General features: G+C 44.1%; 10 protein-coding genes. 5 read left to right on the top strand and 5 right to left on the bottom strand.

All coding sequences use genetic code 11. The annotated features are described in order from the left end of the window. Positions 1-7 precede the first annotated feature (7 nt). From RIE73_RS10685 to RIE73_RS10675, 3 genes are all read left to right on the top strand, one after another. Positions 8-1,264 carry an FGGY-family carbohydrate kinase gene (locus RIE73_RS10685; protein ID WP_446401171.1) on the top strand — a complete coding sequence of 419 codons (1,257 nt, stop codon included), beginning with the start codon at positions 8-10 and terminating at the stop codon, positions 1,262-1,264. Between the two features lie 108 nt (positions 1,265-1,372). Continuing rightward, positions 1,373-3,022 carry a TM0106 family RecB-like putative nuclease gene (locus RIE73_RS10680; protein ID WP_446401170.1) on the top strand — a complete coding sequence of 550 codons (1,650 nt, stop codon included), beginning with the start codon at positions 1,373-1,375 and terminating at the stop codon, positions 3,020-3,022. A gap of 158 nt (positions 3,023-3,180) precedes the next feature. Further along, entirely contained in the window at positions 3,181-3,432 is a 252-nt protein-coding gene (locus RIE73_RS10675; RefSeq protein ID WP_446401169.1) for a hypothetical protein, read from the top strand. Between the two features lie 198 nt (positions 3,433-3,630). Here the strand turns inward: RIE73_RS10675 and RIE73_RS10670 are convergent, their stop codons facing one another. The 4 genes from RIE73_RS10670 to RIE73_RS10655 all read right to left on the bottom strand — a co-directional run bounded on the left by RIE73_RS10670 (position 3,631) and on the right by RIE73_RS10655 (position 12,103). Next, positions 3,631-6,510 carry a pPIWI_RE module domain-containing protein gene (locus RIE73_RS10670; protein ID WP_446401168.1) on the bottom strand — a complete coding sequence of 960 codons (2,880 nt, stop codon included), beginning with the start codon at positions 6,508-6,510 and terminating at the stop codon, positions 3,631-3,633. A gap of 20 nt (positions 6,511-6,530) precedes the next feature. Next, positions 6,531-9,734: a pPIWI_RE_Z domain-containing protein gene (locus RIE73_RS10665; protein WP_446401167.1), complete on the bottom strand. Its 3,204-nt coding sequence runs from the start codon at positions 9,732-9,734 to the stop codon at positions 6,531-6,533. Then, positions 9,731-10,975: a restriction endonuclease-related protein gene (locus RIE73_RS10660; RefSeq protein ID WP_446401166.1), complete on the bottom strand. Its 1,245-nt coding sequence runs from the start codon at positions 10,973-10,975 to the stop codon at positions 9,731-9,733. Before RIE73_RS10660 ends, RIE73_RS10665 begins: the two co-directional genes overlap by 4 nt. Positions 10,976-11,422: 447 nt before the next feature. Continuing rightward, a complete protein-coding gene (locus tag RIE73_RS10655; RefSeq protein WP_446401165.1) occupies positions 11,423-12,103 on the bottom strand; it encodes a response regulator transcription factor in 681 nt (226 codons plus the stop codon). Positions 12,104-12,493: 390 nt separating this feature from the next. Between RIE73_RS10655 and RIE73_RS10650 the strand changes: the two genes are divergently transcribed. Together RIE73_RS10650 and RIE73_RS10645 are read left to right on the top strand one after the other, a co-directional pair. Continuing rightward, positions 12,494-14,968 carry an ATP-binding protein gene (locus RIE73_RS10650; protein WP_446401164.1) on the top strand — a complete coding sequence of 825 codons (2,475 nt, stop codon included), beginning with the start codon at positions 12,494-12,496 and terminating at the stop codon, positions 14,966-14,968. A 155-nt stretch (positions 14,969-15,123) separates the two neighbouring features. Next, entirely contained in the window at positions 15,124-16,143 is a 1,020-nt protein-coding gene (locus RIE73_RS10645; protein WP_446401163.1) for a histone deacetylase, read from the top strand. A 367-nt stretch (positions 16,144-16,510) separates the two neighbouring features. On the opposite strand, the gene RIE73_RS10640 is transcribed toward RIE73_RS10645, so the two are convergent. Then, positions 16,511-22,072, bottom strand: a 5,562-nt coding sequence (locus RIE73_RS10640) for a CHAT domain-containing protein (RefSeq protein WP_446401162.1), incomplete at its 5' end; no start/stop codon positions are given.

Raw genomic sequence — 22,072 nt, 5'->3', positions numbered from 1 at the left:
AATGCTTATGGTGGATTCTAGAATCCTTTACCTGGGGATCGATTTCGGTACATCGGGCGCACGAGGGATTGTGATTGACGCCACGGGTGTCGTTCAAGCCGAAGTGCAATGTACGTTTGCGGCAACTCCCCTGACAGAATTAACGGCAATTTGGCAAAACACGCTGTATCGGCTGATTGAACAAATTCCGACACCGATTCGGCAGAACGTTACTCGTATCGCCATTGATGGGACATCAGCAACGGTACTGCTGTGCGATCGCCAAGGGACTCCAATCACCGAGCCACTTCTGTATAATGATGGGCGAGGGATAGAGGTGATCGAACAATTAAAGCAGATTGCTCCGGCTAATTCCGTGGTTCTCAGTGCTACCTCGAGTCTGGCTAAACTCTTGTGGTTGATTCACCATACACCAGATACCATTGAAAATTATTACTTCCTTCATCAAGCTGACTGGTTAGCCTTTTTATTACACGGTCAGCTCGGAATTAGCGACTATCACAATGCCTTAAAGCTGGGATATGACCCAGAAGCCCTAGACTATCCCCCTTGGATGAAACAACTTCCGCTCACACCAATATTACCCCAAGTCCTGGCTCCAGGAACGCCAGTTGGTGAAGTCACTCCAGAGATTTCCTCCCGGTTAGGATTACGCCGCGATTGCCAGGTTTGTACGGGTACAACGGATAGTATTGCCGCGTTTCTGGCTAGTGGGGCAAAGCATCCCGGTGAAGCGGTAACCTCTCTGGGTTCTACGTTAGTCTTGAAGTTATTGAGTCATACTCGTGTCGAGGATGCGAGTTACGGAATTTATTCTCACCGACTCGGAAACTTATGGTTAACCGGCGGTGCATCGAATACCGGAGGTGCTGTACTGCGACAATTCTTCAGCGATAGAGAACTTGAAGAACTTAGCCATCAAATCAACCCTGAGCAAGAAAGTCCCCTAGAGTATTATCCATTATTAACAAGAGGCGATCGCTTTCCCATCAATGACCCTGATTTGTCTCCCCAACTCGAGCCTCAACCTGCCAACCCTGTCGAATTTCTCCACGGTTTACTCGAAAGCATTGCCCGTATTGAAGCACGAGGCTATCAATTATTACAACAACTCAGTGCTACTCCCCTCACCTGCGTCTATACGGCGGGCGGAGGTGCTAAAAATCCAACATGGACAGCGATTCGCCAACGTCAGCTTCAGGTTGCCATTCAACCCTCCAGACACACAGCAGCAGCTTATGGTACGGCATTATTGAGTGTGTAGGGGCGGGTTTCACTACTATCCTGGCTTGGCTCACCCCAATGTAACTCAACCCGCCCCAGTCATAAGTTGAATTATGACATAAGACGAATGACGAATGACGAATGACAAATGACAAATGATATGCTGCTGACGGATGAACTACTCTTATATTACAAACGCTGTCGGCGTCGGGCGTTTCTCGATTATTGCGGTGATCCGACTCAAAAAGATCCGCCCCAAGATTTTCTGCTGAAACTGCGCCAAGATAGTTCGGCGCATCGGCAAGCTATCCTCAAAAGTGTGGAATACCAGGGAAGCTATCTGTCTTGGCAAGAAAGTCCACTCCTATCCCTATTGCCGTCTTCTGTAAACCTGACGTCGATACAAACCCCTAACTATGGGCGAGAAGATTGGCAAGGGGGAGCAAATGCAACATGGGCGTTGATGCAGCAAGGCGTCGATTGTATTGCCAAGGGAGTTTTGCTCAAGCAAACCGTTGAGGGCGTCACGCTGCTGGGTTCTCCTGATTTATTGCTCAAACAGCCGGGACATTCGATGTTCGGGGATTGGATGTATGTTCCAGTATCGATTAAATTTGGTAGGCGGGCTAAGGCGGATTATCAAATCATCGCCGCGTTTTATGCCCATCTTTTGGGTGAAATACAAGGAAGTTTGCCCAGTCAGGCTTGGTTAATTTTACGGCGTCAAAATGCTTACTCGGTAACTCTGGACAAATGGCTACCCTTGATGCAGGCAGAGTTGGTAGACTGTATCCAAACCTTGCGCCACTCTCAAGCGCCGGAAGTCTTTATCTCACGGCAAAAATGTGGGCTTTGCCATTGGCATAGTAGCTGTTATGCGATCGCGCAATCTCAAAAGCATCTTTCGTTAATACCCGGTGTTACACCAAGGCGTTACCAGAGTTTACAGGAATTAGGGATAACCACAGTAGAATCCCTTGCCCAAGCTGAGATTAGCACCTTGACATCTCTGTTTGGCAGTGAAGTGGCATTAAATTTGGTGCAACAGGCTCAATCGATTCAACATAATCGGGTGATTTTGCGTCAGAGATTTAATCCAGCTAGGGAGACTCCCCCATTCGACAGGTTGACGGAACCGGAGAACAACGCCAATGGTGCTGGAGTCAATTCTCACTCAGAGTTTCAGCCTGACACCTGCTGGGAACCGATTCGATACGTAGACTTATTACCCAAAGCCTCTGTTGAACTCTTCTTTGATATCGAGGCTCAACCCGACTTAAACCTGGACTATTTACTGGGTCTCTTAGTGATTGATCGCTCCACCAATACCGAAACATTTTACCCCTTCCTAGCAGAACATCCCGACGATGAGGGCTTCATCTGGCAGCAATTTTTAGAGTTGGTGTGGCTCTACCCCGATGCTCCCATCTTCCATTTTTCGGATTATGAAGTGGAAACCGTCAAGCGCTTAGCCAAACTTTACAAAACGCCCTTCACCCACCTACAGCCCTTACTGTCGCGCTTTGTCGATGTGCATCAGCAAGTGATGAGTACAGTCACCCTACCCGTGGAAAGCTATTCGCTCAAACATTTAGCCCGGTGGTTAGGCTTTGAGTGGCGGGATGCGGCGGTAACAGGGTCTCAATGCGTCTGTCTCTATGAGCAGTGGCTAACAACAGGCGATCGCTCGGTACTGGAGATGATCCAACGCTACAATGAAGATGATTGCCGTGCCACGTATCATCTGAAGAACTGGTTATGGGGATTTTTGCAGGCAAATGCTCCCACCTCTGCCTGAAGAATACGAAGTTATGCAAAGATTTCTGAAAAAACTCGAACTCGTTATTAATATTACAATTTTCTCTAATCAATCAATGTTAGCGTAGAGAGCATCGAGGGTTTCGCAGTCGTTGAATCGGATGGAAGCCCTCTAGGAACTTTTAAGAGGTGATCGCTATGCTTCCTATCTTCCTGATTCTTTTGTTCATCGCCATCGCAAGTCTCTGGCTGTCTTTACGCGCCTCTCACGAAGTTTCCCGGGTTTTAGCTATAGGTAGTGCCATATTTTGCTTAATTTTTGGGTTTGCTATGGCACCGTGGGCTATTCAGGTTTTGATTGTTCTGTCGCTTCTGGGCATCGAACGGTTATATCCCTTCCGGAAAACAGCCGCTGAATTGGTTACTCTCTCTCCGACCAAAAGACGGTAATTTGTTTGTTGAGGTCTACTCCAGACTATCATTCATTCAGCCAGGGAGTCTACTCCCCCAATTTATAACAGAAAAAATTTAATAAAGGAATGCCCCAGCTTTAACGCTGGGGTATTTTGATCGGAAGTAGAGACGTGGCATGCAACGTCTCTACAGGGTTTTCGCTCCTGTGTTGGACGTGCTAGGGTACAGCGCTAGTCATCGCTCGTAATCGTCATCTAGCATGAGGACATAATCAGCCATCTGTTTAGCGTAATGAAGGACTCTAGGCACTTCTAAGAAGTCTTCGTATTGCAAAACTCCATGACGGGATTCGTGAGCGATCGCGGCTAAGTCGAGTAAGTTGTCCTTGTCATCGTCTTGATAGTAACCTATGGTAATCTCAACCAGAGAAGGGTGTACCCAAGATTTTTCGGGTTGCTCTATCCTCGATAAATTGTTGGGTATGCTACTCATTGTTGAAGACTTATTACCAAGACTAAAAAATACACGGTCATTGTCTAAATTCCTGAATAGACCAGTAATAAATCCAGATACTTTTTCCCCATCCATGCCAAACCACTCTGATGTTTCATCCCCAGAGCGTAATCGGATAACCCGCAGTCCAGGGAATTCCTCAAAAACAGGTTGGTCTCGCTCGGCAAACGATAATCCCTCGACGGAAATTTGTCGATCCTGTAGCCACGTCCATTGCTGACGGATATTCTGAGCTAAACAGTAAAGTAATGTCGGCTTACCTCTTAACTCTTTTTTGTTGAGAGTCTGCTGAATAAATGTTCTGATTTTCGCCTTACCTTTATCGTCATTGGTAAAGCCTTTTCCCTCCTTGTTTATGCGGGTTAAGGCTTCATCATAGGGCATCCACGATTCTAAACCGGGAAAAATAGCAGTGATTTCAGCCGTCCGAGAAGACATTTTGACAATGACAGGAATTGTTTGGGGTTTCGCATCAGCGCTAGTTTCGGACGTTCGATTGACCAACCATAGCCCTACTGCATTGATAGGAGTATCTGGGTCTACATGGGGAAGTGTTATGTCAGATGGCGCCATCCGCACTCCTAGAGAGCGCAATAGGTCGATCAAGCTACAGATAGCTTTTTGACAATAACTTTTTTGTTTGGGAGTAATAAACTGGCTGACAAGTCCCTCATCCGCAAAACCGAGACGAATCGCACGTTTTGGGTCTCCCCAAGGGGCTAACTTATATTTAGTTTCATTTTCTTTACCTTCGTTATTTCTTTCTACAAACTTCCAATGTTTTTTATCATAAATTTCAAACCAAACTCCCACTTTACCACGTAGTTTTGATTGAACAGGCTGCACAAGATCAGCGACTTCACACCTTCGCTTATTTATCGCTTTTTCTCGCTCTGTACTCTTCGGTTTAAATTCAGGAGATAAATCTAAGCGTTGGGCTAAACCAGCCACTTCATCCACACAGATAGTCACTGTTAAACCTTCCGGGAACGAGTAACTTCCGGGTTCTGCATCTGGCAACCCTAAGCAGTACTTTATTGCTTTGAGGCGTTCTACTCGATTGTCTTCGTTGATGTACCAAATCCAAATGGTTAAATGTTCGCCAACGGATGAACGAATTGCACGCCGCAATGTTGCTTGTTCACCACGACGTTCTTCATAAAACTGATTCAGCCTCACCTGAAAATCCTCTTCCGTCTCTTCGGGTTCTGGTTTCCAGCTAAGACGCTCTGACTCCTGTTTTTTTAAGAGTTCTTGGCGGCGCAATTGGTAATCTGATTCAGATTCTCTTTTTTTATGGATACATTTCTTCAGTTCAGTTTCCTGTTTACGTAACCATCTTTTTTTTCTGGCTTCAAATTGCTTTTCGGTTTCTGCTTTTTTTCTAAGGATAGGCTCATCAAAACTTTTTTTGGGCTTTTTCAAGTCAAAGAACTGACTTGACGGCTTGTCTGTATCATATTTTTCCCGTTGACAATCTATCGGTTGCCAACAGTCCTTTAAGACATCAGCTATTTGGCTTAAGAGTTCGTGAGTATTAGCTGTAGGTAATCCTTTCGCTACTTTATGGTTGGGTTTCATCCCTTCTTTATAGGCAATGCCAATGTTAGGATTACCGCTTAAAGCGTCTGAGGGATTAGCTACTATTGGTTGCGGAGTCACTGAAAGAATGTCTAATTTTTTCAACAATATAGCTAGGTTTTCATCCCAGTCTGCTACACCTTTCTTTAATACCATCCGGCAAGAAAGAAAATAGTCTGTCCACTGATCAGGATTTAGTGCTTGTCCCCAATTCAGTTGGGCGCGGATGTAGGCGTTACTACCGTGATTTTTTGACAATTTAGAATCGTTTACACTGAGCCAGCGCCTAATGCTTGGCTTAACATCTAATCGGGGATAATGCAAATCAGGTTCCTGCACCATCCTCACTGTTAAAACTATTGAATAATAGTAAGTTTGTCCGTCTTCTGTATAATTTAACGGCTGCCAAGATATTAACTCTGCTCCTTGCCCACTTGATGGTATCGTTCGGTAAAACTGAAGTTTTTCGCCATCCACTTCAAACTTTAGTCCTGGTTTGGTTAGTTCTTTCGCTAGGAGGTGAGGCAACAAAATAAAATCATTGCCAGAGAGTTTAGCGGTTCCATTTGGATAAGTTGTAAACTGCTTTGTATAGGATACCTCTCTCCTTTCCCAAACCAATTTTTCGGCAGACAGATAACTCATCACCAATTGTCGTTCTTGAGCAGTGATGCCAACTTTCCTTTTATTACTTGGTTCTTCGGGAAATTCTGTATCTATCCAATAAGACAGAATTGCTGACAAATATTTTTGGGGGAGTTGGTGAGGACTGTATAACCAAAACTCCCCTAGCTTAGGTGATACTTTGCCAATGTAAATTAAACCAGGAGCTAGTCTTAATGCCCCATAGAGAGATTTCACGGGAAGGCTGGCTTGTTCAATCGCTTTATTATCCCGCTTGGCAGTAAGTCGTCTTATTTGTTGCTTGGCATCATCGGGAAACTTTAATCCAAAAAACTCTTGAGGTGGCAAGTCAGATTTTAAGCGGAAAGCGCATAAACAGATTTTTGGGTAGACCATGAGTAATAACCTATAAGTAATTAGAGATTGACTTGGGGTAAACCAGAAAGCTTTTTAGTTTTAGCGATCGCACAATAAAAAGGGCGATAGAGAGATTGCACGACCAAGCGATCGCGCCGGGGAATTTGTGGGTCATTTTCAAAATAAGGACGCAGTAAATTTACAATCCCGACCAGGACACTGGTAGCAGCAATATCTTCTTTTCCATCTTGGTTTCTAGCAGTATTTATCCCAAATTTAGCGTCGCACCAAAAAACTTGTGCATTGGCATTACCACGAATTAGACGCCCTATTACTTGCCAAAGAGAAACAAGAATATCCCAATGCACAGCCTCGCGATCGTCTACAGGTAGCGTCCTTAATTTTACTGAGAGGTGCAGCAGGTGAAGCCATTGACGATACGCCGTATCACGAAAATTCTCGCCTAATCCCCTCAATGTTTCCCCTGTAGCCGTTTTATGATTGTCAATTGCCCAACGGTTGATGGAGTGAATGGCATAAGATAAATCGTCAGGAACAGGGTGAGGTAAAACTAGAAAGTAAGCCGCTCCAATTACCGCCATTCCCTTCTCATCAACAATATTATGCCCTCGCTCAAATGCTTTAATTGGACTGATCAAAATTGGTTCCGATCTTGTCGCAAAATCCGGCGCTCGTCCCCGCTGCAATGCATGACGATTATCCCGCTCATCATGCCACTCCTTAGGGGTTTCATCATCAGGAGATAGAGGGATAACTTTATCTTTCCATCCTAAATCAACCAGACGCTGGTAAACCCAATTAACTTGTTCATAGCTGTTAACCATTAATGATATTTTTCTCCCCTTCAACGCTTTGAGTTTATCAGTTAGATAATCCTCTTCTACTAACTTAGTAACAATTTGTTCTAGGTTACGACGCTTATTATCTCCTGCTCCCGACACAGAGATAGCGTTTTGATGCTTATCAAAGAAGGGTAAAAACGTTGAACTTATGACCATTTCCTTTGATGTATCTGGTACAAGTACTCCATAAACAGGTACATCAACATGATAGGCAGGTGATTTTCCCGCCCAACTTGTTCCCGACATTAGCAATAAGTGGGGACTGGCAATATTATCTGCTTTGAATAATTCATCAAAATGCACGAACAACCAACGTCCAACACCTGTGCAGCGGAAAAACTGTAAGCTGCCTAATGAGTCTCTGTAGGATTTGTGGTACTGAAATGCCAGTTGATTTCCCATTGGCATTGCTGGAATAACCGCATTAAAGTCTGGTGGGGGAGCATCAAACCACATTGAATCTGATGTATCCAGATTTAGGATTCCTTGCACCTGTCGCCATTTGATCATCATAAAGGAAAGCTTACTTTGCAGAACACAGACTAGCAAGGCAAACTCTAGTTTGACGGAAATTTCATTGATTTTTTCCGAGGACAAGGGAACTGTTGCAGTTTGCTCAACCCATGTCCGAATAGCTGCACGTTTTTTGTCTTTTTTAGCCAAGGTAAATAAGGGATTACGCTCGTCGTCTAAATTTTTGATATATGGCTCAAACGTACCCTTCATTAAGGCATCGCATTGTTGAGATTGTTCTACATTATCCGGGTCTGTCCTTGTTAGTAACGTAGCCACCTCTCGCAACAATAGCCAGTCCGTGAAATAATGCTTAGAGTCTCGCCATTTAGCTAAGTCATTTTCATTGCTCAATAAGTGGTAGATTTTATCGGCTGTGCCGTTAGCTATACGGCAAGCGTCCCACCAATCTGAGACAATATCATTCTCAAGCAGTCTTGACTTTTTCTGCTTTAATTTGTCTTCAACATAATCGTGGAGCTTGTTCAACCAAGCATCTCTTGCAGGTCTGCACAATGTCTGATCAGGGCTAAATGCTTTATCTAGATAGGCTTGGTGTTGGTCAACTTCATCCACAATGACCAAATCACTGCGCCTAGAAACCAATTCAAAATACAGGATACTCTCTCGGTTTATTACTCGTGGAATCCTGCTATAAACTAAGCTTCCTGGTGTGGCAATCCAGATCGAAGCGTTAACTAGATCGCAGTCTTTTTTATGAGAGGGACATACACCGTAAGCTGGACAAGCTTTGTGCTTAGATGATAGTTCTGATTCGTCTTCGTTGCTTGTCTCTATAGGTTCCAAGTTCAAACATGGCTGCATACCCATTTCAAACGGTATTTCCATCTCCGGCTTAACTGCAGGGGTCAATAGGCAAGTATTACTCAGCCATTGGAACCCCGGATGGTTTTGGTTAAACGCTTCATTTGGATTAGAGTTGTAAACGGCTTTGTGTAATCTATTTAAGTGGCTGGCTTTGTTGGAATTCCCCAAGATAGGAGCCACGTCAGTAATTCCCACTTCGGCAAACATTTTAGTCAACTCAAAGATTTGTAGTACATCCGCTACAACTAGCGTAACGTGCAATTTATTACGCCACGCACAGACGGCTAAAACCTTCATCAAGTTGGACTTGCCAGATGACACCATCCCGACTAAATGCCTGATTCTATTGATGGTTAAAGTCTCAGCATCAACTAATTCTTGGGTATCGTTAAATACTTGTAGTTGGATTTTACTAAAAAGACTTACCCACTTTGGCTTTAGTCCCCTATTACCCCTTTCTTCATCCATCCATGCGGCTGTTTCCCTAAGTTCAGCCCAAGATAATTGCAGCGGATTCCTCAACGACACACCAGCTATATTGTGATTTTTTGGACGTTGTAAATTAGCAATCAGAGGCGATATCGCAACGGTTTCCTTTTTCCCTTTTACTTCACACTTATAATTTCCAGCTTTAGCCCAAGCAAGCGCCTTTCTTTGCGATAACTCTACTGACTTTTTTAATGTATCGTTATAAATCTGGAATCGGTGATTGGCAACTGTAATATTGGTTCGCCTTAGATATTGCCACGATTCCCCTACTTCATACCCACGACTATCTGACGGAAAATCTCGATAACGCTGTAGGGCTTCTTTCCAGATAAATGGACTATCAAACTGTGGCAATAGATGACGAGCGATCGCTAACATTCGATACTGATTTTCCGTCCAATTTGGGCATTCTGGATGTGAAATAGGATAACCAGTCAGTAGCACCCAAAGACTGTTCGCTGTGGCGCCGGGAAGCAATACGCTCAACAGGTAAAGTCCTAACTCGATCTCACATAACTCTTTATCTAAATCGTTCTTTAGAGGTGCATACCATTTCGTCGTATTTCTCATTTCTCACTTCCTAGCTTTTTAATAACTTTCTTTACAAATGAACTTTCAAACATTACCTGAGATTTTTTGATCGAGACGGGACAGTAACCTCGAAATTCTTGGATGTACTCCTGACCATAACTTTTCAGTTCATCAGGAAAGACAAAAAAGGATTTATGGTAAGGCTGATGCTTGAGTTGACGAATAGGCTGATTGACTTTTTTGGCTAAGTTATATGCCGATTCCCAAAACTTGACATCAACTGCCCAGACTGTTCCATCTGGAAAAACTAAATGTAAGTCATATTGGTCGAGTTCTGGATATAGCTTAACTTCTAATCGGTTTAACTGTTTCAATCTTCCTTCGAGTCGCAGTTCGGCTTTCCCGGGACGATGAATAAAATATCGTAAATCCTTCTTCAGCCAAAAGATTTCATCCGACTGATGCTCGGCTAAAGGGACAGGATTCTTTTTTTCTTTAGCACAATGTTTGTTCTCACATTTCAATTTATTATCTTTTGTTACATACATTAAACCGCCACAATGACCGCAGCCGTAAAAATTCTCACCTAACTTATAAGATTCTGGAGCTTTTTCATAGCTATGTATCAGAAGATATTGCACGAGCTTAAAATCTACAGCGCTGTCAACATAAAGTTGACCCCTTGTTACGACAGGATTTTCTATAAGATACGTCCTAAACCTCGTATAGAGTTCATGGTTTGGTGCGGCTTTAGTCATTACCTCATTAATCACTTTCTTTTGGAAATCACCCCATTCATCGAAGTATTCCCCTGCGGTTTCAATACAAAACCCACTCGGCTTTTGGTCTTCTATCAGTCGCTGATCGAGCCATTCTTCAGGGCAATCAATTTCTATATCCCAATCTTTTAAGGGGCGCTGCGCCCATCTGGACACAAAATCAGGAACTCCTTGTATCGGTTGACGCACTCGGGCTATTAAACAAGCAAGTGCCAGCTTGTTTACCCCTAATTGCAAGACAGCCGGATAGGCTGAGAGGCTTTTGGGGATTTGGTGTTCATACTCACATAGACCCTTAGCTATCTGTTGGAGCGTACCCTCTCCGATCAGATTCACCCGATCAGGTTCTTTGACTTCCTCGCTATCCGTAACTAATGATGTCATGTCGTACCTTCTGTGTCCTGTTGGCGTCCTCATTGCCTTAATCTTTCCCGTCGCCTCCCAGCGCCTGAGGGTATCCACGCTAACCCCTATGCGCTCTGATGCTTCTTTTGGACTCACAAACTCTGGAATAGGCTTTTCCTCAATTCGATTCCTCTACTATAGCCGCATTTCTAGATTTGCATAGATATTTTTGTAAAATTTGGGCAGCGAAATCGCAATGCGCTGCTGGCATTAATCGGAAGTTCCCCCTTGACAAAATAACGAAATGCTTAGTTGGTGCGGTATAGAGCCATTTTTTGAACCTCTGGCGAATGGGTACATTGTGAAAAAGACTCCTAGAACGGATAATGACCGCGATCGCTCTTTTTTCCCAACGTCGTCTGATTGCGGTTTACGGGTAAGTTCCAACAGGGCTAAGGGTTGAAATAATTATCGCGATCGCGTAAATTAACTATGCGATCTAACTAATCGGTTTGGATATAGCGGTTTGCGACTGGGTAGAGTACAGCTAAAATTTATGATACTGGGTCATCTTGGCGTAAAGTGTATTCACCTGAGTTGCAGTTATTCAGAAAGAGATTTGAGACGATAACCTAAACCGTGTACCGTTTCAATTAAATCATCGGGAGCGCCTACGGATCGAAGTTTGGAGCGCAGGCTTTTGACATGAACCTTAATCGTATCTTCTTTCGGAGGATTATCGATAGACCAAACATGCTCAATAATGGCACTCCGACTCATAATTTGCCGTCCATTGCGAATCAGCAATTCTAAAAGACTATATTCTTTGGGAGTCAAGCGCAGAGTTTGATCGCCGTAGCAGACTTCATAAGTCCCTGGATCTAAACGCAATTGTCCCCACTCTAAACTAGGGGGAGAAACCGTTTGCCCTCGTCGCAGTAGCGCTCGAATTCTCGCCAGTAACTCGGGAATATCCAGAGGCTTAACCATATAGTCATCAGCGCCTGCGTCCAAACCGATAACTTTATCCGTACTGGTATCCCGAGCCGTGATCATCAATACTGGCATCTGATAACCCTGGGAACGCAAGCGTTGGCACAAATGAATCCCATCCAATTTCGGCAACATCATGTCCAGCAAAATGAGGTCGTAATCGAGGGTGTTCACTTGCACCCAAGCCGCCTCTCCATCGGAAACCGTATCAACGGCATACCGTTGTATTGCCAGTGCTTCAGCCAAGGCTTCAGCCAAATAGATATCATCTTCAACCAGAAGAATTCTCACTGATAGATATACAATTCCCTTATATGAATTTATCACGAGGCAGCTTCAAAATAAACGGCGCTAAGAGAATCAACGATATTATTCGATTAAGGGGAGCGAGGGAAACTGGGGGAGCTGTTAGCTGTTCAGTTATTTTTGCATTCTTGCACTAGAGCAGAAAATGTTCAATTAAAGCTTATCAGAGCAGTATTGAGAAAACGGATAGCGAACTACTTCAACATAAACTGGGTTGGTTTAGTTAAGAATTGTAAAAAATATCAACTGCTTGCTCCCATTTTATGTAAAGAATCCTCTGTTTCCTTAAAAAATTTAGGTATCCTAATCTAAATGCTGAACAGCTTATTTGTCACTGCGAAGCACTAGCTGTTGTTATGTCTTAGGAGAAGTCAAATGCCAAAATCTATCGGTGTCAAAAGCATTATCGGAGGTGTTTGTCTGGCATTACTTATTTTTATGGGTACTAGCGTTATTGCCTATAGCCAGCTGACTCAACTGATGGAACTTTCCCGATGGATGGACTATAGTGACAAATCACAGGAACAGTTAGCGGCTGTAGTCACTCAGATGCCGAGAACCCAATTGAGTCTAATTCTGGGGTACAGTCTCAGCATAGCCATACTGATCGTGCTGTGCGGGTTGCTTCTGAAGCCGCATTTTCGATTGAAAGCAGAAATAGAACCAACCTGCGATCGCCCACAGTCAGAGACGACTCTAGAGCAAATGGCGCAACGAGAGCAACTCATCCTGAGTAGCGCTCAACGCATCCGTCAAACCCTGGATCTGGACACGATTCTCGACACCACAGTCACCGAAGTGCGAGAATTTCTGGGTGTTGATCGAGTCTTAGTCTATCGGATTTGGTCTGATGGTACAGGAAGTACCGTAGCCGAATCTGTCACTCCTGATATCCCACCCATTTTGGGACAAACGTTTCCGGCGGAAGTATTTCCCGAACAGATGCATCAATTGTACTGTCAAGGGCGGATTCGCACCGTAGTCAATCCAGAAACCGATGGAGTAACGCCCTGCTTAGTGGAATTTCTCCAGCAGTTAGGTGTCAAATCTAAACTCGTCGTACCCATTCTGCAACAAGAAAAGCTTTGGGGACTACTGATTGCTCATCACTGTTCTCAACCTAGACAATGGCAATCCTTAGAAATTGACTTACTGTATCAATTAGCCATCCAAGTTACCATCGCCATTCACCAAGCCCAACTTTATCAACAGCTTCAGCATGAATTAATTGAGCGCCAATCGATTGAAGCCCAACTGCGTCAAGCCCGCGATCAACTGGAAATCCGAGTCCAAGAACGGACTGCGGAACTGATGCAGACGAACGCGGATCTCCAGACTCAAATCCATGAACGCCGGGAAGCAGAAGCCGCATTAAGAATTAGTGAAGAACGCTTTCGGGTGGCGCTGCATAACTCACCCATTACGGTATTTAATCAAGACACCAATCTGCGCTACACCTGGGTCTATAATCCGGCGAGTCGGATTAATACCGACGCACTAATTGGAAAATCAGAATCAGAAATGTTTGCACCAGAAAATGCCCAAAAGCTAATTCCGATTAAACATCGTGTCTTGACCACAGGAGTAGGTGAGCGCCAAGAAATATCGATTATCGTAGAAGGCAAAGTCCGGTACTACGATTTAACCGTAGAACCCTTACGAAACCATGCCGAAGAAGTGGTTGGCATTACCTGTGCCGCCACCAACATTACCGAAATTCGGATTCGGGAACAAGCACTTCGGGAAAGTGAACGGTTTATTCAACGCATTGCTCACGCGATGCCAACCGCGTTGTATCTCTATGACTTAATCGAAAAGCGCCATATCTACAGCAATCAACAAATTACTCAACTCATCGGTTACTCCCCTGAAGAAATTCAAGCCATGGCACCAACATTTCCGCAAAATCTGATTCACCCTGATGATCAATCTAAATGTACTACCACCATTCAACGATTTGTCACCGCTAAAGAAGGAGAAATTATTGAGACAGACTATCGCATCCAACATAAATCCGGGGGATGGCGTTGGCTGTATAGTCGCGAGATGGTGTTTACTCGCACGGCTGATGGTTTACCCCAGCAGATTCTCGGTACTGCCCAAGATATTACCGAACACAAGCAGGCAGAATCAATACGTCTGGCACTTGCACAAGAACAGGAACTCAGACAAGTCCAGCTTAACTTTTTTTCCATGGCATCTCATGAATTTCGCACGCCCTTGAGTACTATTTTAGCTAGTATTCAATTACTGAAATATTACTATCCAGAAGGCTCAGATAATAGAATCCGTCGCAATATTGACCGCATTGAGACAACCGCTAAAACTATGACTCAACTTTTGGGTGACATCTTAACAATCAGCCGAGCGGAAACTGGCAAATTAGACTTTACCCCTCACCCACTTGACTTAGAAGAATTTTGTTGTAATTTAGTGGAAGAGATGCAAGTAAATGCTGGTTCAAATTATTCGATTAATTTTATTAATCAATATCACTATCCTCTTGTTTGTTTAGACGAAAAATTATTGCGTTCTATTTTAATAAATTTACTCTCTAATGCAATTAAATATTCCCAGAAAGGTAGTCGAATAGATTTAATATTGACCTGTAGTCAATCCACAGCAACGTTTCAAATTAAAGACTCAGGCATTGGGATTCCTGTAGAGGATCAAAAAAAATTGTTTAGTATATTTCATCGCGGTACGAATATTGGCAACATTCCCGGCACCGGATTAGGATTAGCGGTTGTCAAGAAATGTCTAGACATACAAGGGGGTACGATTTCAGTCAATAGTGAAGTAGGAGTCGGTACAACGATGACAATCACGATACCCTTGCCATCGGCATGACTTATGCTGAAGTTTAGACTAAGTACTGGACATAAATTCTATCGGCTGTACTAAGAAACGTTAACAATTTTCAACTTTTTACTGTTCTCTGAACCTTCCTAATCTCAACCGTTAACTTTAATTTTGTCCAACTACTTAGTGCTTGATCTAGGGAAATGAATGATTTTGCCACCTATCTACACCCACAAACATTCTGTACGTCCAAGCCAATTGAATCAATTTCTTTCATGGGGTATTCTTTTCCCTACTACAACCAAGTTCGACAGGCTCTTGCCCAAGCTCTTGCTGAATATCCTGCACTTCCATTAAGAAAAGCCCAGAGGCGCAATTTCCAGAGCGTTCATACTCCTGAGTATCTCCGAAAAGTTGGATTACAAGCTCTTGAAAAACCACTAGATGAGGTGAGTGCCGCCCTACCCGAATTGAGTATTGAATGCGAAGGCTTGGAGTACGGTTTACCCGGATACCTCTATGGTTTAGGAGGTATGATGGAAGCAATTGATCAGATGAAAAAAGGAAACCTGAAACGTGCCTATTGTTTCAGTATGGTCGGACATCATGCTTACAGTAATTGGGGACACGGTTATTGTCTTTTAAATCCTCTAGCTGCGGCAGCACGATACGCTCAGATGCAAGGATTTGAGAAAATTTTGATGATTGACTGGGATATTCATCATGGAGATGGCACTCAGTCAATTTTTAGCCATGATCCCAGCATTTATTGCATTAGCATTCACAGTGCTGTAGACCTTTATATGGCTAAAGCCTCAGACTTAAAATATGGGACAACGACGGCGGCTGAAGCTGTTGGACACTGTAATATTCCTATTTTAAATACATCGTTTCCCGTTGATATTGTAGAGGAACTGGGACTAACGGGTAAGTTTTACTCTGGACATGAGAGCATCAACATTTTCCAGCAATCTCTAGATTGCCTGCCGTGGCAACCGGACTTGATTACTATTTTTTCGGGTTATGACTCACATCGGGATGATTGTGGTAAATGTTCAACCGATTGGACGAATGCTGATTTCTGCAAACTGACTGAAATTGTATTAGATGCTGCTAAGAGATATAGGTGTCCAGTACTCTCTGCTCATGGAGGTGGCTATAGATTACCCGTCACAGTTGCAGCGGCTGTTGCCCATGTCAAGACTTTAGCAACTTATAGATAAGATAACCCCCTTTTACCACGGCGATTAAACTGAAGTTCCCCCAACCAAAAAATCAAAACTGCCTCACCGTGCGGCTTTCCGCGATTTTTTAGCCGCCCTACATGGGTACGATTTTTGAGTGGTTTGAGCACTCAAACCACTACGTAATAAGGCTTTAGCCTGGGTGTAGTACATCCGCACGGGGGGAACTTCAGATTAAAATCGCTGCTACACAAACAAAGTCCGCCTACGCGGACTTTGTTTTTACGGGGGTGTCTAACCCGGATTTGGTATCATATCAAGTCCGCCGAAATAACCGTAATATCCTTTTTCCTTGCAACCTTGCTCCTTCCCTTCTGCCCTCTGCCTTCTGCCATCTGCCTTGTCTCTACCAAGGACTTCCAATCATAGTAAATGCTGCCCAATAATAGGGATGGGAGAGAGATTTGTCGCCTTGAGCTTCTAATGTTGACGGTAGAGGTACAGGTTGTCCACTTCCCCGTAATTGTCCCCCTTCGAGACGTACATCACCATTCAGCATAGCAAGCTGTGCTTGTCGTAAGGCTTCAGCTTTAATCGGGGCGGTTTGCAACTTCCGATAAAACTCCGTCATTAATCCAGAAGTGCCTTCATCACTGACATACCACAAGCTCGACAGCGCTGACTTGGCACCCGCTTGCACCGCTAATCCGGCAAACCCTAACTCCGCTTTTTCATCACCGACTGCTGTACGACATGCTGACAGGATTAACAATTCAATTGGAGTGCGACGATTATTCCAGCCTAATTCTCGCAGTTGATTCAGGCGCAGCAGGTCATTCCATAATAGGATATAGGAATTTTCTAGCGGACCAGGCTTGAATTCACCGTGAGTGGCTAAATGCACAATTGTGGCATCTTGGCTTTGGGTTTTGAGCGTTTCTAGGGTAACTTTTTCATTCAGGAAGGTTTCTCCATCGCGAATACTTTCAATAGTTTGAAGCTCTAGGGGTACAGCAGGTAAAGGACTCAGATTCAGCTCTTTCGCCAGACTACTGGATTCAGCAACTCCCATCGCTAAAACGGGAGCATTTTGAATATTGTTATAGCTGGTATCGGTAATACTGAGACTAGGCATTAACCCCACACTGTATTTTTCCACTAAAAACTTTTGACCATCATGGAGAGCTGCTACAGGTAATGAACGCAAACCACTATCCATAATGAAAACTAGATTTTGAATGCCTTGCGCCTCTAACTCAGCTTCTAAGGGAGCGATTAACCAGTCATACAGTTGTTGAGCAGGTTTTAGATAACTGGTGGTTCTCCGTTTAATGGGGTTGGTGATTTCGCGGCGTAATTTGGTCGCCGTTTCCACGATAGTCTCTTGGGTGACATCAGGGAGGCTGACAATCTTTTTATCTTGAGCTGAAACCATTCTCAGTTCCAGGCGTCCGGCAACGAATGTGGTATAAACAAATGCAGGTTTTATCCCCGTTTGTTGCTGAATTTTATTCAGGATTTCGGGTGCATCGGCAGGATTGTTAACACTGGGTTTTGGTCCTAAGTATCCCGAAAAGGCATCGGTAAGAACACTGTCAAGTGTGGAAATTTCTAAGTCAGCATCAGCGACCTGGTTACTCACTGAAAGGTTAGGATAGACGCTAGTTACTGGTAGATTGTTGTGAGAGGGTATCCGAGCAATGATTTCAATATTTTCTTGTCGGACAGGACGAGTAAAAGATTGAACGGGTAAGATTGTTCCGGTAAATCCATTGCCGTTTGTAATTGCACCTGCTGTGCCATTTTGGGTCGCATTTCCAACTTCAAAGGGATCAAAGGCGGTACCACCACCATGTCGAATCACAATCGGATCACCACCTGTGGCAAGCGTCGCTTGTATGCCAGTTTGAGAAACAAATGTACCTGTGGCTCTCAAATAACCATCTGTGGTGATGTTAATGGCAATTTCAGTCCCTTCTGTTTCGGTTGGACTCAATGAGATGGCTGCTGGGTTTCTCGGCAAACCTTGAGCATTGATAAACGTCAAATCAATACCCGGAGCGTCTCTGAGGAATTCAGGTTGACCGTTATTGAGCGTGATTAAACCCGCGAAACCCCCAGTAGCACTGGAGTTAACCTCTGCAAGTGTAATTTGACCCAGGGTGGAAGCATCGATAGAACCTCCACCCAATGGACCCGATGAGTTTAAATTCTGTGTTGTAATATCTCCAGTTTGGCTGGTGAGGGCGATCGCATTCCCTTTACCTGTTTCTGAAGATGTATCAATGTTACCCGTGGTGATATTATTTGAGGTTGTAACAGTTACTGCGTTTTCTTCTGTCTCTCCCTCTTCTGTCTCTCCCTTGGCGGTTAAGTCACCGCTTTGTATCGCTCCTGACTGGCTGGTCAAGGTAATTCCGCCATTGGTTGAAGAGACATTGGCTGTGGCAATTCCGTTATTTGCCTGGAGGTTGACGCTTTCTCCTTCTATATCCGCCGCAGCAATATTACCTTGACTAGCGGTGAGGTTGACGTCACCCTGAGTAGCTGTGAGTTTTCCTTGACTGGTATTAATAGAACCTTGACTATTGAGTGTGATATCTGCCTCCGTGGCGGTAACACTAGCCGTGTTGATGCCATTATTGGCTTGAAAGTTAACTGTTAGCGCTTCCACATTAGCTGTCGTCACCCTTCCCTGGTTGGCGGTTAGATTTACAACTCCTTCAGTTACCTGAATATCCGCCGTCGTAATATCACCTTGGCTAGCGTTGAGGTTGACGTCACCCTGAGTGGCTGTGAGTTTTCCTTGACTGGTATTAATAGAACCTTGACTATTGAGTGTGATATCTGCCTCCGTGGCGGTAACACTAGACGTGTTGATGCCAGTATTGGCTTGAAGGTTAACTGTTAGCGCTTCGACATTAGCTGTCGTCACGCTTCCCTGGTTGGCGGTTAGATTTACAACTCCTTCAGTTACCTGAATATCCGCCGTCGTAATATTACCTTGGCTGGCGTTGAGGTTGACGTCACCCTGAGTGGCGGTGAGTGTTCCTTGACTGGTATTAATAGAACCGACTTCACTATCGAGTGTAATATCTTCTGTCGTAGCAGTAACACTAGCGGTATTGATATCATTACTAGCCTGGAAGTTAACCGTTTGCGCGTCTACATTAGCTGTCGTTATACTTCCTTCATCTGCACTCAGATTTACCCCACCTTCAGTTACCTGAATATCCGTCGTCGTAATATCACCTTGGCTAGCGCTGAGGTTGACGTTACCCTGAGTGGCGGTGAGTGTTCCTTGACTGGTATTAATAGAACCGACTTCACTATCGAGCGTAATATCTTCTGTCGTAGCGGTAACACTAGCGGTATTGATATCATTACTAGCCTGGAAGCTAACCGTTTGCGCGTCTACATTAGCTGTCGTTACACTTCCCTCGTCTGCGGTTAAATCCACCACCCCTTCCGTTACCTGAATATCCGCTGTTGTAATATCACCCTGGTTAGCACTTAGGTTTACGTCACCCTGAGTTGCGCTGAGTGTTCCTTCACTCATATCGATAGAACCGATTGCACTATCGAGGGTGATATCTTCCTCCGTGGCGGTAACACTGGCGGTATTGATGTCATTATTTGCCTCAAGGTTGACTATTTCTGACTCAAGGTTAGCATTGCTAAAGTCTATACTATCCGCCAAGATCCTAATGCCTTTTGGAGCATTTTCTGGAAGCGTTTCGGGTGCAAGAGTGCTAATTGTCAAAGGCAAACTCGTGTCATCTGCTAAAACCGCTTTAACCTCTCCAGCACTTTCAATTGTCAGTGACCCTAAATCCTGAGTTTCAGGGATTAAAAATTCGGGTCCAAAGTTTTGAGCGCCGACATCCCCCTGGAATTCAATGTTACCCTGACCTGCAATTAAGGTCAGGTTGAAGGGAGGGGTATCAGAATCATCCGGAAAGCCATCATCTGATAGAGCGCTAGAAACGGTGGCACCAAACATGATATTACCCGCTTTACCAGTATCTTCTGTATTAAATGTTGTATCGAATGTCACATCAGTGACCAGGATGACATGACCGGCAAATTGAATTGGACCGCCAGTGGTTTTGATTTCCCCAGCTACCCGGGTTTGTTCAGCATTGACGAATAGACTGTTAAATACTGTGGTTGAGCTACCTACCAAGTCAGCATTTCCGGTAACATTATCACCAATGATTAGACTTTCTAAGGAATGAATGTTGCCGACTTCACCGTTAAAGAAAACCTCGCCTGTACCGGGAGAGACTTGTAGCGTCTGGTCACTTTCGGTTCTACCGTTGACATTGCCATCAAAGATAATATTACCTGCCTGATCACCCCCGGTACTAATTTTAACGATATCGGCACTGATTTCAATCGTATCGCCGATTGGATTGGGATTGTTTCCGATCCTGATAGTCTGACCCTCTGTGGTAATGTCGGCATTAATTTTTGTATCCGAGCTATTCAGTTCGATTGAAGCATTACCCGTACCTTCCAGATTGCCATTAACATTAATTTTGCCGCCGGACTCGGGTGATTGAATCGTCACCGGATCTTGGAAACTGACCCCCCCAGAGTCAATGACAATTTCTCCATTACCCGTATCTTTTCCAATTGTAATTTGGCTAAAGCCGTTAGCTATAGCATCCAAGTCTGTATCGCTGATATCTAAAATCCCTTGTCCATTGGGGGGTGAGCCAATATCAATCGAAGCATTATCCGTTGTTGGCTTCAGGGAAATGGTTCCCTGATTCGGGGTACTGACTGAGTTCTCTCCGCCATTAAAGTCTATTTCATCAGCGGTTAAGTCAATAGTTTTTGTTACCGTGACCAGATTATCAAAGGTTACAGATTCCCCATTATTAACGGTCAAATTCCTTAAGGGTGTGCTATTGCCTACAGCGCCGTCAAACAATACCGTGCTATTCTCTGCGTTTACCGTTAAAGCTTGACTGTTTGCTATTGTCCCATCTACAGAACTGTTGAAATTAATCTCACCCTCTTTATTGGTAATGACAATATCTTCACCTACAGTGACTGGACTGTTGAGGTTTATCGTAGTATCGGCATCAGATGTGGTGATGTCGCCATTGAGTGTGATTCCGCTATTACCCTGGATCGTTAGATTGTTGATGTCGTTGCCATTGCCGATCGCATCTACTGTAACGCTACCTGTACCTGCATCCAGGGTTAGGTTAGCTGGATTCGTTCCCTGAATCGTACCAGTGTTAAACGCGATCGCACTCCCATTGGAGGTAAATGTCGTAGTATTGCTGTTGAGGTTAAATGTGGTGGCTGTGTAATTCTGTTCCCGGGTGTTGTAATTTGTCTGGGTAAAATTAATGGTTTCTGCTGTAACCTTTAGGTTACCAGCAATAGTAAAAGCGCCTAAGTCAATGGCATTCATGTCATTTAGGGTAACATCTTCGCCACTTGTCACGGTTACTGTACTGAAGTCATTGGCATTATCTAGAGTAATATCATTCCCATTAGCATTTAATGTCGTCTCACCTGTAACACTCAAGTCACCACTATCGGTAATATTACTCCCGGCAGTAACATCTAATGTGCCAGTAATATTAGAATCGCCTAAAACAATCTCATCAGTATCGTTCAGGGTAACATTTGCGCCACTTGTCACGGTTACTGTACTGAAGTCATTATTGGCATTATCTAGAGTAATATCATTGCCATTGGCGTTTAATGTCGTCTCACCTGTAACACTCAGGTTGCCACTATCTGTAATCGCGCCATTGGCAGTAACACCTAATGTGCCAGTAATATTAGAAGCGCCTAAATCAATCCCATTGGTATCGTTTAAGGTAACATTTGCGCCATTGGCAACTACTGTAGTGAAGTTATTGGCATTATTTAAAGTAATATCATTGCCATTGGCATTTAATGTCGTCTCACCTGTAACACTCAGGTTGCCACTATCGGTAAT

The organism is Coleofasciculus sp. C1-SOL-03 (genome assembly GCF_040220555.1).
Classification (GTDB): domain Bacteria; phylum Cyanobacteriota; class Cyanobacteriia; order Cyanobacteriales; family Coleofasciculaceae; genus Coleofasciculus.
This window is presented reverse-complemented; position numbering and strand designations above follow the sequence as displayed.